We start from the raw sequence: 14,847 nt of genomic DNA on the forward strand, positions 1-14,847 counted from the left end.
TGTATTCCGGTGAGGGGACGGGCAACCTGTCAGGTGCGGTGCGCATACCACCAGGCGCGGGGGTAGTCGGAGAGGATCTTCTTCAGGCTTTTGTTGTGGGTGTCGCCGGTGTGGTAGGTCAGATACGGCGTACCGCGGTACTTCTTCGTGACGATCATGGTGTGATCGATGTTGTTGTTGCGGTTGAAGTCGGCCTGGAGAACGTCGGCCGAGGCCAGTTTCCACACGTTGCTGAGAATCTTGGTCCGCTTCGAGTGCTTCTTCGCGAACCAGTACCAGTTCTCGGCCCCGGCCCACGTGTAGCTGGTCGTGAACTTCGTCGGCCCGTAGAACCAGTACTTGTTGCTCGTCCGCTGGATGATGGCGCCACCCTTGGGCCCCCAGCCGCCGGCCAGCGTCGCCTGGGAGATGAAGTTGGTGCAGTCGTTGCCGTACGTGCGGTAGGCGTCGTTGTGGTTGTTCCAGTACTTGTTGGCGTAGGACACCATCTTGCCGTAGTTGTAGTTCGCCGAAACCGTGGGTTTGACGTGGCCGACGCTGCTGGCGAGCAGCGGTTCGACGTCAGCCCCGGCGTCCTTGCTCCCTTCGGCCTCGTCCGGCGTGCCGCCCCCGTCGTCGACGACGGGGTCGACGTCCACGTCGGCCACCTGGGTCGTCGCGGTCGGCCCGCCTTTCGCGTCGGCCTCGTCGGACGACAGCAGCCATGCGCCGTCGGGGCCCTGGGCGAACTGCACCGTGTGCGGGAGTGACAACTCCTCGTACTCCGGCGCGCCTTCCTCTACCTCCTGAGGTGTGAACGAGAGGTACAGGCGGGTGTGCTCGGTGAGTTGAAGCGTTGCCGACTGGCCGGTGACGGTCGCGGCGGTGACCTTCATGTCGACCTCCGCTCTTGTATAGCCGCCGTCGGCTTCCTCGTACCGTCGACCCTTTGCCACCAGGGCGGCGAACTCGTCCTGTACCTGGGCCGTCATGGAGCGAGTCGCCTGAACCTGCCCGCGAGCGGACTTCACCGCAGGACGGGCCGTTGTCAGCAGGTCGGCCCGCTGCTGAAGGTAGCCCTCGGCGAGCTGGGTGAGTTCGGCGGTGTCGGCGCTCGCCGACGGTGTCGTCGTGGGCGAGGGCGTCTGAGCGTGTGCCGGTGTGCCGATGAGCGTGAGTGTCGCCGTCATCGTGGTCGCTGCTGCGGCGATGACACGTCTGTGCCCCACTAAGGGTGCTGCGCGGCATCGAGAACCCAGGGGATGAGAGAAGCATCAGCCCGAAGCGCCCTGCTGGTGGAGGCCCCACGACACCGACACCATCAGTTCCCGGCCGCCACTACCCAGAGGTTGGTGCGGTTCCGGTCGTCAGGTGCAGGGGTGCCGCTACCCACCGGATACGGGCCGGTCGGGTACGGCAGTTCCGGCACGCCCGCGTGGACGGACCGGGTGAGGCCCGGTCGTCGGCGGCCGGTCGCGCACTCAGGAGACTAGGGGCGGGGTGATGGTGAGCAGGGTGGCCACTGCTTCCGGCTGGCCTCGTGCACCTGGGTATCGCGGAGGTCGTCAAGACGTGCAGAAGCAAGGGCGGTCGTCCGTCGGCGCCGACTTTGCACAGGCACCACGACCTGGAGATGGAACGCCGCACACCGAGTCCCCGGCGTGCGTGCCATCGTCAGCCGTATCGCCCGGCCGAAGGAGCGCCGCAGGGTCAGAGCTCCGTGGGCTCCAGCGCCCCCAGCTGCTGCATCAGCCCCAGCCGGTCGTACTGCCACCAGCCCTCGGCGATCTTCCCGTCCGGCGTGCAGCGGTGCACGGTCGTCCCGGTCATGGTGACCTCCTGACCGGTCGGCGGGATCCCGAGGAAGTCGCCGGTGTGGCGCCCGTGGAACGTCCACCGGGTGCAGACCCGGTCGCCCTGCGCCATCTGGTCCTCGATGGTGAACGAGAAGTCGAACCCGCCCCGCCACACCTCCACCTCGCGCCGGACCGCGTCCAGCCCGATCACGTCCTGCACATTGGCGGGATCGTGGTCGTGGTAGTCCTCGATGAACACGTCGTTCATCGGCGGCGCGTCCCCCTGCCCGGGCGCGAGCTCGAAGAACCTGCGCGCGGTGGCCGCGTACAGCTGCTCGTCCCGCACCACGTCCAGGTCCGTGAAGGTCGGCGTCTCCTCGCAGAGCGCCACCATGTCCTGGAAGATCCGGTCGGTCTCCGGCAGCCCGGAGTTGCGCATCGCCTCCTCGTACGAGGGGAACTCCACGATCTCCACGATGTGGGAGGAGTCGGCCCGGTCCTTCGCCACCACACTGTGCGACGCGGTCCGCTTCCCCTTGGTCTGCTCGACCCACCGGTCCATCAGCCGGTTCATCTCGTCGAGCCGGCTGGTCCTGCATTCGATGAGCTGTACGAAGGTCATGGCCTCGCCTCCGGCCCCCCTGGGTCCGGCTGAACAGCTTCATTGTCCCAAGGGGAGTGCCCGGGTGCCTCCCGGCTCATGGCGGAAGAAGAGGAGCCGACCGGCGCGCGCCTACTGCGGCCCGTACTTCCGCCCGGTCCTGGAGGAAACGGCCCCCAGCATCCCCCGCGGCACCAGCTTCGCCGCCCCCATCAGCGCCTTGTAGCGCGGGTCCGGGATGGACAGCGTCCTGCCGCGCGCCAGATCGTGCAGCGCCGCCGCCACCAGCTTGTCCGCGTCGAGCCACATCCAGCCCGGGATGTTGTCGGTGCCCATCCCGGCCCGGTCGTGGAACTCGGTGCGCACGAACCCCGGGCACAGCGCCATCAGCCGTACGCCGCTGCCGGCCAGGTCGCGCGCCGCACCCTGGGTGAACTGCACGACCCAGGCCTTGGAGGCGCCGTAGGTTCCCCGGGGGACGAAGGCGGCCACCGACGCGACGTTGACCACGCCGCCCCGGCCCCGCTCGCGCATCGCCTCGGTCGCCGCCGACGTCAGCCGCAGCACCGCCTCGCAGTGCACCTTCAGCATCCGCAGCTCGTCGGCCATGGAGACGTCCAGGTAGCGGCCCTTGTTGCCGAATCCGGCATTGTTGATCAGGAGGTCGACGGGGTTCTTGCGGTCGCCGAGGCGTCCGGCCACCGCCTCGATCCCCTTGTCCTCGGCCAGGTCGGCCGTCAGAACCTCCGCCTCGATGCCGTGCCGGTCGTGCAGCTCGGTCGCCTGTTCCCGCAGCCGCTTGGTGTCGCGGGCCACCAGCACCAGGTTGTGCCCGTCCGCCGCCAGTCGCCGCGCGAACGCCGCTCCGATGCCTGCCGTCGATCCCGTAATCAGAGCCGTTGTCATGGCAGAAGGTTAGTGACCTGGACCGGGTGCATCCGCTTCCCCGTGGGGCCGTCCGTGGTGAAGGGTCGGTGGAGACAGGCGTGGTGAGCGGCCGTCAGGACCCGTACTTCTCCTTGTACTCCCGCGCCGTGCGCAACAACTCCGGGTGCAGGGCCTCGCCCGCGGCCAGCAGCCGCGGCAGCAGCGTCCGCTCGGTCGTCACCGCCCGGAACTGCAGGGCGACGGTCACGTCGTGGCCGGGCCGGTGCACGATCTCGACGGCATTGCCCGCGCGGATCTCCCCGGGCACGATCACCCGCAGATACGCCCCCGGCGCCCCTCGCTGCGTGAACCGCTTCACCCAGCCCTTCTCGTCCAGGTGGCCCTGGAACGTGCGGCACGGGATCCGCCCGGAGGTGATCTCCAGCACCACCTCGGGCCCGACCCGCCAGCGCTCGCCGATCAGGGCACCGGACACGTCCAGTCCGCTGGTCGTGAGGTTCTCGCCGAACGCGCCGTCGGCCAGCGTCCGGCCCAGCTCGCGCTCCCACTCGTCCATGTCCTCGCGGGCCATGGCGTACACCGCCTGGTCGTCGCCGCCGTGGTGCTCCAGCTTGCACACCGCGTCGCCGGCCAGCCCGCTCCCGCCGATCCCCTTGGGCCCGGGCGCGGACACCCGCACCGGCCCGTCCACCGGCCGCTTGTCGATCCCGGTCACGCCTCCGGGGGCGTCCGCGTACGGCGCGGCCTCGGCACGGCCCAGATTCACAGACAAAAGCTTCATGCATCGCACGGTAAGCGACCCCACCCCAAAGCGTCGACGCATTATTCGCATCGCCTTCAAAGGGTCGCTTATCCTCGAAGGGTGATCGAAGCTCGTCATCTCCGCGTTCTGCGCGCCGTCGCGACCACCGGCTCCTTCTCCGCCGCGGGCCGTGAGCTGGGCTGCACCCAGCCCGCCGTCAGCCAGCAGATGAAGGCCCTGGAGACCTCCGTCGGCACACCGCTGCTGATCCGCACGGGACGCGAGATGCGCCTGACCCAGGCCGGCGAGGCCCTGGTGCGGCACGCCTCCGGGATCCTCGCCGGGCTCACGGCCGCGGAGGAGGAGGTCGCCGCCATCGCCGGGCTGCGCGCGGGCCGGGTCCGGCTCGTCTCCTTTCCCAGCGGCAGCTCCACCCTCGTCCCCACGGCCCTCGCCGCGCTGCGCGCGGCGCACCCCGGCACCCGCGTCTCCCTGGAGGAGGCCGAGCCCCCCGCCTCCGTGGGCCTGCTGCGCGAGGGCGACTGCGACGTGGCGCTCGCCTTCCGCTACGAGGGGGCGGCGGGCGCGGAGGAGTGGGACGACCTCGTCGTACGGCCGCTGCTGTCGGACCGGCTCGTCGCGCTCGTGCCGGAGCGGCACCGGCTCGCGGGCGCGGCGTCCGTCGACATCGGCGAGCTCACCGAGGAGCCGTGGATCGCGGGCTGCCCGCGCTGCCGCGGACAGCTGATCGAGGTGTGCGCGGCGGCCGGCTTCACCCCGCGCATCGACTTCGCCACCGACGACTATCCGGCGGTGGTCGGCCTGGTCGGCGCCGGCCTCGGCGTCGCCGTGCTGCCCCAGCTGGCCGTCGAGTCGGTACGGCCCCGGGGGGTGCGCACCGTGCGGCTCGAACCGGCGGTGCGGCGGGAGATCGTCGCGCTCACGCTGCCCGACCTCGCGCAGGTCCCGGCGGTGGCCGCGACGCTCGACCAGCTGGCCCGGGCCGCCCGCCGGCAGTAGCGGCCCACCCGCGTCAAAAACCAACGGCACGCGTGCGCGTGCCCGTTCGAAGAAACGTTCCTTCAGTGGTTCGGGGTGGTGTGCCCGCCCGATGCCGACGCCGACACCAGCCGGTTGCGCGCCCGCCCCATCAGCTCTTCGCGCTCGTCCTCGGTCAGCCCGCCCCACACGCCGTACGGCTCACGCACCGCCAGGGCGTGGGCAGCGCACTCCGCGCGTACCGGGCACCTCATGCAGACCTCTTTGGCCGAGTTCTCACGAGCGCTCCTCGCTGCACCGCGCTCGCCCTCCGGATGGAAGAACAGCGAGCTGTCCACCCCGCGACAGGCAGCCAGCAGCTGCCAGTCCCACAGGTCCGCGTTCGGTCCGGGAAGGCGGGAGAAATCTGCCATTACGTGACCCCTTGTAGCCGTTCTGGGCGGATCCGGTGTCTACGACCGTACAACTACGATCTAAGGAGATGAAAATATGACTCATTGCGAATCTAGCTCCAGACACTGGCAAAGCGGAAGAAATGGGTCTGAATGGGGCATAGGTTGTGATGAAAGTTCGAGGGTCTGCTGCGCATATCTGCACCGTGTCCGCCCCCTCACGTAGAGTGCCGAAGATGGCAGCCACCCCCGTAACTCTTTCGAGTGACCGTCGTTGAGAGTGCGAGGCGGTTGAAGGAACAAGTGCTCGGGCGGGCGTCCGAGACGGTCGACCGCACAGGTGACGATTTCGTACCAGCCTGGAGGCTCAAGGTGACGTGCATCAGCTGCGGAGGGCGGTCATGACATCCGTCCTCGTCTGCGACGACTCCCCGCTTGCCCGAGAGGCGCTCCGTCGTGCGGTCGCGACCGTGCCCGGCGTAGAGCGCGTGACGACGGCGGCCAACGGCGAGGAAGTCCTCCGCCGCTGGGGGGCCGACCGCTCGGACCTGATTCTGATGGACGTACGCATGCCCGGACTGGGCGGCGTCGAGACGGTCCGGCGGCTGCTGTCCGCCGACCCCGGTGCGCGCATCATCATGCTCACCGTCGCCGAGGACCTGGACGGCGTGGCCCTCGCGGTCGCCGCCGGTGCCCGCGGCTATCTGCACAAGGACGCCTCCCGCGCGGAACTGCGCGCGACGGTGACCCAGGCCCTGGCCGACCCGACCTGGCGGCTCGCCCCGCGCCGGCTGCGCTCCGCCGAGATGGGCGCGGCGCCCACGCTCACGGCGCGTGAGATCCAGGTCCTCGAAGGCATGAGCCACGGCCGCTCGAACGCCGAGATCGGCCGCGAGCTGTTCCTCTCCGAGGACACCGTCAAGACGCACGCCCGGCGCCTGTTCAAGAAGCTGGGCGCCTCGGACCGGGCCCACGCCGTGGCGCTCGGCTTCCGGTGGGGACTGGTGCGCTAGGGCCTGTCCTTCGGATCGGGTCGGCTCCGACGCGCGGCCTGCGGCGAGGGTCGGAGAGCGGGGGCACGCGGATGCCCCCGCGCGAGCCGTACCCGCTCGGACCGGAGCCGGCGGCCGACGGCGACGCCGGCAGGGAGCCGCTCCCGCCCGGGCGAGGCCGAGGGCCCGGGAGGGCGAGGGCCGAGGTCCCCCGGATGATCCGAACGGCAGGTCCCAGCGGTCGTGGTGAGAGCAGGGAACACCAGGTGGGCGCGGGTGGGCCGGGGGTCCGCCGGAGGCCTGCTGCTCGTTTCGTCGCGGATGCCGCATCCTTGAGGGTGTGGAGTTCCTCGGGGACGAGTCGGTCGAGCGGAAGGGGAGGGCGCAGGGGATGAGTGCCGGCGCACCTGCTCATAACGCTTCGGTGCACAACAACGGGCGCGGTGACGCGGACCCTGCGGCCGCAAGGCACCATGGACCGATGCGCGACGACGAGGCGGCCCATGCCCAGGGCCCGATCGGGGCGCTCGTCCACCGCGCCGTCGACGGGGACGAGCAGGCGACGCACGACCTGCTCGCCCATGTCCACCCCCTGGCCCTGCGCTACTGCCGCACCCGTCTGTCCCGTCTCCCGGGCGACGCCCGGCACTTCGTGGAGGACCTGGCGCAGGAGGTCTGCGTGGCGGTGCTCCTCGCGCTGCCCCGCTACCGGGACACCGGGCGTCCCTTCGAGGCGTTCGTCTTCGCCATCGCCGCGCACAAGGTCGCCGACCTCCAGCGCGCGGCGATGCGGCACCCCGGTTCGACGGCCGTGCCCTCCGACGAGATGCCCGAGCGCCCCGACGACTCCCTGGGCCCGGAGGAGCGCGCCCTGCTCAGCAGCGACGCGGAATGGGCCAAGAAACTCCTGGCCAACCTCCCCGAGAACCAGCGGGAGCTGCTGCTGCTGCGGATCGCGGTGGGGCTCACGGCCGAGGAGACCGGTCAGATGTTGGGAATGTCACCCGGTGCGGTCCGGGTGGCTCAGCACAGGGCGCTGAGCCGGCTGCGGGCGCTGGCCGAGCAGTAGCCCTGCTTGAAGAACCCCACAGTTGAACAGGCGGTGCGCCGCTTCCGTACGAACATACGAAGCCCGGAGCCGGGCGGAACCGTGGAATGAGACAGCCGCGCTTCCCGTTAGCATGGACATCCGCACCGATCAAGGCCATTTGGGGAAGGTGTCATGACTGCCAACGTCGACGGAGTGCCCGGTAAATTCGCGACACTCGGGCTGACCTACGACGACGTGCTGCTGCTGCCGGGTGCATCCGAGGTGCTCCCCAACGCGGTCGACACCTCGTCCCGCATCTCCCGCAACGTCCGGGTCAACATCCCGCTGCTCTCCGCGGCGATGGACAAGGTGACCGAGTCCCGCATGGCGATCGCGATGGCCCGCCAGGGCGGCGTCGGCGTGCTGCACCGCAACCTCTCGATCGAGGACCAGGTCAACCAGGTCGACCTGGTGAAGCGCTCCGAGTCCGGCATGGTCACCGACCCGATCACGGTGCACCCCGACGCGACGCTGGGCGAGGCCGACGCCCTGTGCGCCAAGTTCCGCATCAGCGGCGTCCCCGTCACCGACGGCAACAAGAAGCTGCTCGGCATCGTCACCAACCGCGACATGGCCTTCGAGACCGACCGCACCCGTCAGGTGCGCGAGGTGATGACGCCGATGCCGCTGGTCACCGGCAAGGTCGGCATCTCCGGCGCCGACGCCATGGAGCTGCTGCGCCGCCACAAGATCGAGAAGCTTCCCCTGGTCGACGACGCGGGTGTCCTCAAGGGCCTCATCACGGTCAAGGACTTCGTCAAGGCCGAGCAGTACCCCAACGCGGCGAAGGACACCGAGGGCCGGCTGCTCGTCGGCGCGGCCGTGGGCGCCAGCCCCGAGGCCCTGGAGCGCGCCCAGGCGCTCGCCGGTGCCGGTGTGGACTTCCTGGTCGTCGACACCTCGCACGGCCACAACAGCAACGCGCTCAGCTGGATGGCGAAGATCAAGTCGAGCGTGGGCGTCGACGTGATCGGCGGCAACGTCGCCACGCGTGACGGCGCCCAGGCGCTGATCGACGCCGGCGTCGACGGCATCAAGGTGGGTGTGGGCCCCGGCTCGATCTGCACCACCCGCGTGGTCGCCGGCATCGGCGTCCCGCAGGTCACGGCCATCTACGAGGCGTCCCTCGCGGCCCGTCCGGCGGGCATCCCGCTGATCGGCGACGGCGGTCTGCAGTACTCCGGCGACATCGGCAAGGCCCTGGCCGCCGGTGCCGACACGGTGATGCTCGGCAGCCTCCTCGCGGGCTGTGAGGAGTCCCCGGGCGAGCTGCAGTTCATCAACGGCAAGCAGTTCAAGTCGTACCGCGGCATGGGCTCGCTCGGCGCGATGCAGTCCCGCGGCCAGGCCAAGTCGTACTCCAAGGACCGCTACTTCCAGGCCGAGGTCGGCTCCGACGACAAGCTCGTGCCCGAGGGCATCGAGGGCCAGGTGCCCTACCGCGGCCCGCTGGCCAACGTGCTGCACCAGCTCGTCGGCGGTCTGCGCCAGACCATGGGCTACGTGGGCGCCGCCTCCATCGACGAGATGGAGACCAAGGGCCGCTTCGTCCGGATCACCTCCGCGGGCCTCAAGGAGAGCCACCCGCACGACATCCAGATGACGGTCGAGGCGCCGAACTACAGCCGCAGCAAGTAGCGGCCCGGCCTTCCGAGGGCGGCTCCGGGGCATCCGGGGCCGCCCTCGTCGTGCCCGTCGGCGATACTGGAAGACGCTGCAACGCATCAGGGAAAGGCCACAGACGTGACTGAGATCGAGATCGGGCGCGGCAAGCGCGGCCGCCGGGCGTACGCCTTCGACGACATCGCCGTCGTCCCCAGCCGCCGTACGCGGGACCCGAAGGAGGTCTCGATCGCCTGGCAGATCGACGCCTACCGCTTCGAGCTGCCCTTCCTGGCCGCCCCCATGGACTCGGTCGTCTCCCCGGCCACCGCCATCCGGATCGGCGAGCTCGGCGGCCTCGGCGTGCTGAACCTCGAGGGCCTGTGGACGCGCCACGAGGACCCGCAGCCGCTGCTCGACGAGATCGCCGGGCTGGACTCGGAGACCGCGACCCGCCGTCTGCAGGAGATCTACGCGGCCCCCATCAAGGAGGAGCTGATCGGGCAGCGCATCAAGGAGGTGCGCGACTCCGGCGTCGTCACCGCCGCCGCGCTCTCCCCGCAGCGCACCGCCCAGTTCTCCAAGGCCGTCGTGGACGCGGGCGTGGACATCTTCGTCATCCGCGGTACGACGGTCTCGGCGGAGCACGTCTCCGGCGCGCACGAGCCGCTGAACCTGAAGCAGTTCATCTACGAGCTGGACGTCCCGGTGATCGTCGGCGGCTGCGCCACGTACACGGCGGCCCTGCACCTGATGCGCACCGGCGCGGCCGGTGTGCTGGTCGGCTTCGGCGGCGGCGCGGCGCACACCACGCGCAACGTCCTCGGTATCCAGGTCCCGATGGCCACGGCGGTCGCGGACGTGGCCGCCGCCCGCCGTGACTACATGGACGAGTCCGGCGGCCGGTACGTGCACGTGATCGCGGACGGCGGTGTCGGCTGGTCCGGCGACCTGCCCAAGGCGATCGCCTGCGGCGCCGACGCGGTCATGATGGGCTCCCCGCTGGCGCGCGCGACCGACGGTCCGGGCAAGGGGCACCACTGGGGCATGGAGGCCGTGAACGAGGAGCTGCCGCGCGGCAAGAAGGTCGACCTCGGCACGGTCGGGACCATCGAGGAGATCCTCACCGGCCCGTCCCACACCCCCGACGGCTCCATGAACCTCTTCGGTGCCCTGCGCCGCGCCATGGCCACCACCGGCTACAGCGAGCTGAAGGAGTTCCAGCGCGTCGAGGTGACGGTGGCGGACTCGCAGCACCGGCGGTAGTCCGCCCGGGAACGCGGAAGGGCCGGTCACCCCGGGTGGGGTGACCGGCCCTTCTCATGCGCGGGCCTTTCTCATGCGCTGCGAGGTGCCCGGTCCGGCCGCGTCACAGTCGGTGTGCCGCCCCCGCGGGCGCGGCGCCCCGCGTGTCGAGCAGCAGCTGGGCCTTCACCGACAGGCCCTGGAGGTCGTACGTGCGGTGGTGCTGGAGCAGGATGGTCAGGTCCGCGTCGGCGGCGGCCTCGTAGAGGGAGTCGGCGCGGGGGATGGGGCGGTCGAGGACGCTCCAGGTGGGGATGTGGGGGTCGTGGTAGCTGACCGAGGCACCCAGCTCCATCAGGCGCAGGGCGATCTCCTGCGCGGGAGTGCCCTGGAGGTCGGCGAGGTCGGGCTTGTAAGTGACGCCGAGGAGGAGCACGCGGGCGCCCCGGGCCGATTTGCCGTGTTCGTTGAGGAGCGTGGCGGCGCGCTGGACGACGTAGCCCGGCATGCGGTTGTTGACCTCCTGGGCCAGTTCCACCATGCGCAGGCCGCGGCCGCCGCCGGCGGTCAGGTCCTGGGGGACGGAGTGGCCGCCGACACCGGGGCCCGGGCGGAAGGCCTGGAAGCCGAACGGCTTGGTCTCCGCGCAGCGGATGACGTCCCACAGGTCGACGCCCAGGTCGTTGCAGAGGACGGCCATCTCGTTGACGAGGGCGATGTTCACGTGCCGGTAATTGATCTCCAGCAGCTGCACGGTCTCCGCTTCGCGGGGTCCACGCGCGCGTACCACCTTGTCGGTCAGCCGTCCGTGGAACGCGGCCGCCGACTCGGTGCAGGCCGGGGTGAGGCCGCCGATGACCTTGGGCGTGGTCGCCGGCGTGACGTCCCGGTTGCCGGGGTCGACGCGGCTGGGGGAGTACGCCAGGTGGAAGTCGCGGCCCGCGCGCAGCCCGGAGCCCTCTTCGAGGAGCGGACGCAGGAATTCCTCCGTGGTCCCCGGGTACACAGGTGACTCCAGGATCACCGTGGTGTGCGGGCGCAGGTGGGCGGCCAGGGTACGGGCGGCCGCTTCGAGCTGGCTCAGGTCGAGCCCGCCGTCCGCGCCCCGCGGGGTCGGCGCGCAGATGACCGCGGTGCGCACCCTGCCGAGCTCGGCCGGGTCGGTGGTCGGCCGGAAGCCCCCCGAGAGCATCCGGCGCAGTTCGGCGGGACTGAGCGAGCCCGCCTCGGGTCCGGTCCGGTAGCCGAGGGTGGGGATGCCTGCGGCGACGGCGGCCTGGGCCAGGGGCAGGCCGTACGCGCCGAGTCCGATGACGGCGAGATCTGCGGGCATGGCGTGGCCGTCCTTCCCGATAGCCGAAGTGGGACAGGTGCGCAAGCCCTGTGGACAGGACGGGCGAGCGCAATGTCAGACTAGGAGTAAATATGACCGATATGTGGGATTGCCCGGCCGAGTTTCGGTGAGTGTTCCGTGAGCGTTGTCCACAGGCTGAGGGCCCGTGGTGGCTGAAGTCGGGCAACCCGGTCAGAATCTGGGCAGGGGGATACGGACGGGGTCTCACCCGACGGGTGCGGCCCGCGCGACCGATGAGCGGGAGGCAGCGGTGAGGACAGCGACACTCGGACCGGCGCAGCGCGCCGAGTCACTCGCATCTATGGCCGAGCGCGAGCTGGACGTGCTGGTCGTGGGTGCAGGCGTGGTCGGTGCGGGCACCGCGCTCGACGCCGTGACTCGGGGCCTGTCCACAGGTCTGGTCGAGGCGCGTGACTGGGCGTCCGGCACCTCCAGCCGGTCCAGCAAGCTCATCCATGGCGGCCTGCGCTATCTGGAGATGCTCGACTTCGCGCTCGTCCGCGAGGCCCTGAAGGAGCGCGGCCTGCTGCTGGAGCGGCTCGCCCCGCATCTGGTGAAGCCCGTGCCGTTCCTGTACCCGTTGCAGCACAAGGGCTGGGAGCGGTTGTACGCCGGTTCGGGCGTCGCCATGTACGACGCCATGTCCATGGCCCGCGGGCACGGCCGGGGCCTGCCGATGCACCGCCACCTGACGCGCTCCCACGCCCTGCGCGTGGCCCCCTGCTTGAAGAAGGACGCCCTGGTCGGGGCGTTGCAGTACTACGACGCCCAGATGGACGACGCCCGGTACGTGACGAACCTGGTGCGCACGGCGGTGGCGTACGGCGCGAAGGCCGCCAACCGGGCGCGGGTGACGGGCTTCCTGCGCGAGGGCGAGCGGGTCGTCGGTGCCCGGGTGCAGGATGTCGAGGCGGGCGGCGAGTACGAGATCCGCGCCAAGCAGGTCGTCAACGCGACCGGTGTGTGGACGGACGACACCCAGGCGATGGTCGGGGAGCGCGGCCAGTTCCACGTCCGCGCGTCCAAGGGCATCCACCTGGTCGTGCCGCGCGACCGCATCCACTCCACGACCGGGCTGATCCTGCGCACGGAGAAGTCCGTGCTGTTCGTCATCCCCTGGGGCCGGCACTGGATCGTCGGCACCACGGACACCGACTGGGACCTCGACAAGGCCCACCCGGCCGCGTCCAGCGCGGACATCGACTACCTGCTGGAACATGTGAACTCGGTGCTTGCGGTGCCGCTCACCAGGGACGACGTCCAGGGCGTGTACGCGGGCCTGAGGCCGCTGCTCGCGGGTGAGTCCGACGCGACCAGCAAGCTGTCCCGCGAACACACCGTGGCGCATCCGGTGCCCGGGCTGGTCGTCGTGGCGGGCGGCAAGTACACGACGTACCGGGTCATGGCCAAGGACGCGGTGGACGCGGCGGTGCACGGGCTCGACATGCGCGTCGCCGAGTGCGTCACCGAGGACGTGCCGCTGCTGGGCGCAGAGGGCTACCGGGCGCTGTGGAACGCGCGGGCGCGGATCGCCGCCCAAACCGGGCTCCACGTGGTGCGGGTCGAACACCTGCTGAACCGCTACGGGGCGATGACCGAGGAGCTCCTCGACCTCATCGCCGAGGACCCGTCGCTGGGCGAGCCCCTGGCCGCGGCCGACGACTATCTGCGCGCCGAGATCGTGTACGCGGCCTCCCACGAGGGGGCGCGGCATCTGGACGACGCGCTGACCCGGCGGACGCGCATCTCGATCGAGACCTTCGACCGGGGCGCCCGCAGCGCACGCGACGCCGCGCAGCTCATGGCGTCGGTGCTCGGCTGGGACAAGGACCAGATCGAGCGCGAGGTCGAGCACTACCAGAAGCGGGTGGAGGCCGAGCGGGAGTCGCAGCGGCAGCCGGACGACCTGACGGCGGACGCGGCGCGGCTGGGTGCGCCGGACATCGTGCCGTTGTAGATCGGGCAGTGGCTCGGCAGGGTCTGACGGGCCTTGCCGGGATCTGTCGGGTCCCGTCGGGTTCTGCGTGGTCCCGGGTTCTGCTGGGTCCCGGGTTCTGCCGGACGTCACTCGAACGAGTGTCGGGAAGCGGGATCTTCGTTCGGGGGCGGGTCGTTCTACGAGGTGCGGGGGCAGAACTCGGCCGCGAGCATCGCGGGTTCGAGGCCGGGATCTGCGATCGCGTCCGTGTTCACGCGGAAGGTGAGGACCCGACGGCCGCCGCCGGTGGCTGCGGTGCGCACGTAGCTGCCGGATATGTGCCCGTTGTGCCCCCACACCCTCGTGCCGCACGGAAGTTTCTCGGGAAACAGCCCCATGCCGTACGCGCCGTGTGCGGCACGGGTGTCGAGCATCTCGCGCAGCCAGTGCGGGGGCAGCAGCCGGCCGCCGAGCAGGGCCGCGTAGAAGCGGTCGAGGTCGGCGAGCGTGGACACCAACTCGCCCGCGGCTCCGGCCACCCGCGGGTCGAGTGCGGTGACGTCAGTTCCGTCGGCGGTGTAGGCCCGGCCGTGCGGTGAGGGCAGCGTGGACCGGGATCCGGGGAAGGAGGTGCCTGTCAGACGCAGGGGAGTGATGATGCGGCGCTCAGCCTCCGTGGCGTACGAGTGGCCGGTGACCTGCTCGATGACCAGGCCGAGCAGGACGTAGTTGGTGTTCGAGTAGGAGAAGTGGCCGCGTTCGGCCGGGGGGTGGGTGAGAGCGATGCTCAGGGCCTGACGGGGTGTGACGGGGGCGGCTCCGTCGGTGTCCGTGGTGAAGTCGGGCAGGCCGCTGGTGTGGGTGAGCAGGGAGCGCAGGGTCAGTGCGTGGCCGTCGTTGCCGGCTCCTCGCACCAGGCCCGGCAGGTGCTGCTCCACCGTGTCGGACAGCGACAGCCGGTGCTCGGCGGCCAGTTGCAGCACGACCGTCGCGATGAACGTCTTCGTGATGCTTCCGGCACGGAAGTGGTCCGACCGGGCGATTCCCGGTCCATCGGCGGCATAGCGGGTGGTGGTGCCCTCCTGGGCGAGCAGGGCCGCGGCCGGGGCCCTGCCCTGCGTCACCAGGAGCGGCAGCACCGCGTCGACCGGCGGCATCGAGAGGGCCGACGAGTCGGCCGGGGGCAGAGCGAGGAGCGCGGCGGCCGCGGGCAGCGCCAGCAATGTCCGAAACGGCCGCATGGGGACTC

General features: G+C 70.7%; 13 protein-coding genes. 6 read left to right on the forward strand and 7 right to left on the reverse strand.

Annotated features, from left to right (window positions below; all coding sequences use genetic code 11):
- Window positions 1–29: 29 nt before the first annotated feature.
- The 4 genes from IE153_RS22150 to IE153_RS22165 form a co-directional block, all read right to left on the reverse strand.
- Window positions 30–1,169, reverse strand: a complete 1,140-nt coding sequence (locus IE153_RS22150) for an amidase domain-containing protein (protein ID WP_189591578.1) — start codon at window positions 1,167–1,169, stop codon at window positions 30–32.
- A gap of 520 nt (window positions 1,170–1,689) precedes the next feature.
- Window positions 1,690–2,397 (reverse strand): ester cyclase, encoded by a 708-nt coding sequence (locus IE153_RS22155; RefSeq protein WP_189591579.1) that lies wholly within the window; start codon window positions 2,395–2,397, stop codon window positions 1,690–1,692.
- Between the two features lie 111 nt (window positions 2,398–2,508).
- The gene (locus IE153_RS22160) at window positions 2,509–3,282 is read right to left on the reverse strand and encodes an SDR family NAD(P)-dependent oxidoreductase (RefSeq protein ID WP_184849072.1); all 774 of its coding nucleotides are present in this window, start codon (window positions 3,280–3,282) and stop codon (window positions 2,509–2,511) included.
- Between the two features lie 94 nt (window positions 3,283–3,376).
- Complete coding sequence (locus IE153_RS22165; RefSeq protein WP_189591580.1) at window positions 3,377–4,045, reverse strand: MOSC domain-containing protein; 669 nt, start codon at window positions 4,043–4,045, stop codon at window positions 3,377–3,379.
- 81 nt (window positions 4,046–4,126) lie between these two features.
- Here IE153_RS22165 and IE153_RS22170 point away from each other — a divergent pair, with 81 nt between their 5' ends.
- Window positions 4,127–5,026, forward strand: a complete 900-nt coding sequence (locus IE153_RS22170; protein ID WP_189591581.1) for a LysR family transcriptional regulator — start codon at window positions 4,127–4,129, stop codon at window positions 5,024–5,026.
- 62 nt (window positions 5,027–5,088) lie between these two features.
- Here the strand turns inward: IE153_RS22170 and IE153_RS22175 are convergent, their stop codons facing one another.
- Window positions 5,089–5,418 (reverse strand): WhiB family transcriptional regulator, encoded by a 330-nt coding sequence (locus IE153_RS22175; RefSeq protein WP_189591582.1) that lies wholly within the window; start codon window positions 5,416–5,418, stop codon window positions 5,089–5,091.
- Window positions 5,419–5,798: 380 nt separating this feature from the next.
- On the opposite strand from IE153_RS22175, the gene IE153_RS22180 reads away from it, so the two are divergent.
- The 4 genes from IE153_RS22180 (at window position 5,799) to IE153_RS22195 (ending at window position 10,347) form a co-directional block, all read left to right on the forward strand.
- Entirely contained in the window at window positions 5,799–6,410 is a 612-nt protein-coding gene (locus IE153_RS22180) for a response regulator transcription factor (protein WP_003948568.1), read from the forward strand.
- 460 nt (window positions 6,411–6,870) lie between these two features.
- Window positions 6,871–7,458: a sigma-70 family RNA polymerase sigma factor gene (locus IE153_RS22185; RefSeq protein ID WP_185014700.1), complete on the forward strand. Its 588-nt coding sequence runs from the start codon at window positions 6,871–6,873 to the stop codon at window positions 7,456–7,458.
- A 153-nt stretch (window positions 7,459–7,611) separates the two neighbouring features.
- Window positions 7,612–9,117 carry an IMP dehydrogenase gene (guaB, locus tag IE153_RS22190; protein WP_189591583.1) on the forward strand — a complete coding sequence of 502 codons (1,506 nt, stop codon included), beginning with the start codon at window positions 7,612–7,614 and terminating at the stop codon, window positions 9,115–9,117.
- 105 nt (window positions 9,118–9,222) lie between these two features.
- Window positions 9,223–10,347: a GuaB3 family IMP dehydrogenase-related protein gene (locus IE153_RS22195; RefSeq protein ID WP_031110303.1), complete on the forward strand. Its 1,125-nt coding sequence runs from the start codon at window positions 9,223–9,225 to the stop codon at window positions 10,345–10,347.
- A 103-nt stretch (window positions 10,348–10,450) separates the two neighbouring features.
- On the opposite strand, the gene IE153_RS22200 is transcribed toward IE153_RS22195, so the two are convergent.
- Entirely contained in the window at window positions 10,451–11,659 is a 1,209-nt protein-coding gene (locus IE153_RS22200; protein WP_189591584.1) for a nucleotide sugar dehydrogenase, read from the reverse strand.
- 271 nt (window positions 11,660–11,930) lie between these two features.
- On the opposite strand from IE153_RS22200, the gene IE153_RS22205 reads away from it, so the two are divergent.
- Entirely contained in the window at window positions 11,931–13,637 is a 1,707-nt protein-coding gene (locus tag IE153_RS22205; RefSeq protein WP_189591585.1) for a glycerol-3-phosphate dehydrogenase/oxidase, read from the forward strand.
- A 158-nt stretch (window positions 13,638–13,795) separates the two neighbouring features.
- On the opposite strand, the gene IE153_RS22210 is transcribed toward IE153_RS22205, so the two are convergent.
- Entirely contained in the window at window positions 13,796–14,839 is a 1,044-nt protein-coding gene (locus IE153_RS22210; RefSeq protein ID WP_189591586.1) for a serine hydrolase domain-containing protein, read from the reverse strand.
- Window positions 14,840–14,847: the final 8 nt, after the last annotated feature.

Source organism: Streptomyces massasporeus (genome assembly GCF_014648995.1).
In the GTDB taxonomy this organism is placed as follows: Bacteria; Actinomycetota; Actinomycetes; order Streptomycetales; family Streptomycetaceae; genus Streptomyces; species Streptomyces massasporeus.

Excerpts from the sequence above, each read along its gene's own strand:
- IE153_RS22155 (WP_189591579.1), bottom strand. The coding sequence starts at position 2,397 with ATGACCTTCGTACAGCTCATCGAATGCAGGACCAGCCGGCTCGACGAG.
- IE153_RS22150 (WP_189591578.1), bottom strand. The coding sequence starts at position 1,169 with ATGACGGCGACACTCACGCTCATCGGCACACCGGCACACGCTCAGACG.
- IE153_RS22185 (WP_185014700.1), top strand. The coding sequence starts at position 6,871 with ATGCGCGACGACGAGGCGGCCCATGCCCAGGGCCCGATCGGGGCGCTC.
- IE153_RS22210 (WP_189591586.1), bottom strand. The coding sequence starts at position 14,839 with ATGCGGCCGTTTCGGACATTGCTGGCGCTGCCCGCGGCCGCCGCGCTC.
- guaB (WP_189591583.1), top strand. The coding sequence starts at position 7,612 with ATGACTGCCAACGTCGACGGAGTGCCCGGTAAATTCGCGACACTCGGG.
- IE153_RS22180 (WP_003948568.1), top strand. The coding sequence starts at position 5,799 with ATGACATCCGTCCTCGTCTGCGACGACTCCCCGCTTGCCCGAGAGGCG.
- IE153_RS22200 (WP_189591584.1), bottom strand. The coding sequence starts at position 11,659 with ATGCCCGCAGATCTCGCCGTCATCGGACTCGGCGCGTACGGCCTGCCC.
- IE153_RS22175 (WP_189591582.1), bottom strand. The coding sequence starts at position 5,418 with ATGGCAGATTTCTCCCGCCTTCCCGGACCGAACGCGGACCTGTGGGAC.
- IE153_RS22165 (WP_189591580.1), bottom strand. The coding sequence starts at position 4,045 with ATGAAGCTTTTGTCTGTGAATCTGGGCCGTGCCGAGGCCGCGCCGTAC.
- IE153_RS22160 (WP_184849072.1), bottom strand. The coding sequence starts at position 3,282 with ATGACAACGGCTCTGATTACGGGATCGACGGCAGGCATCGGAGCGGCG.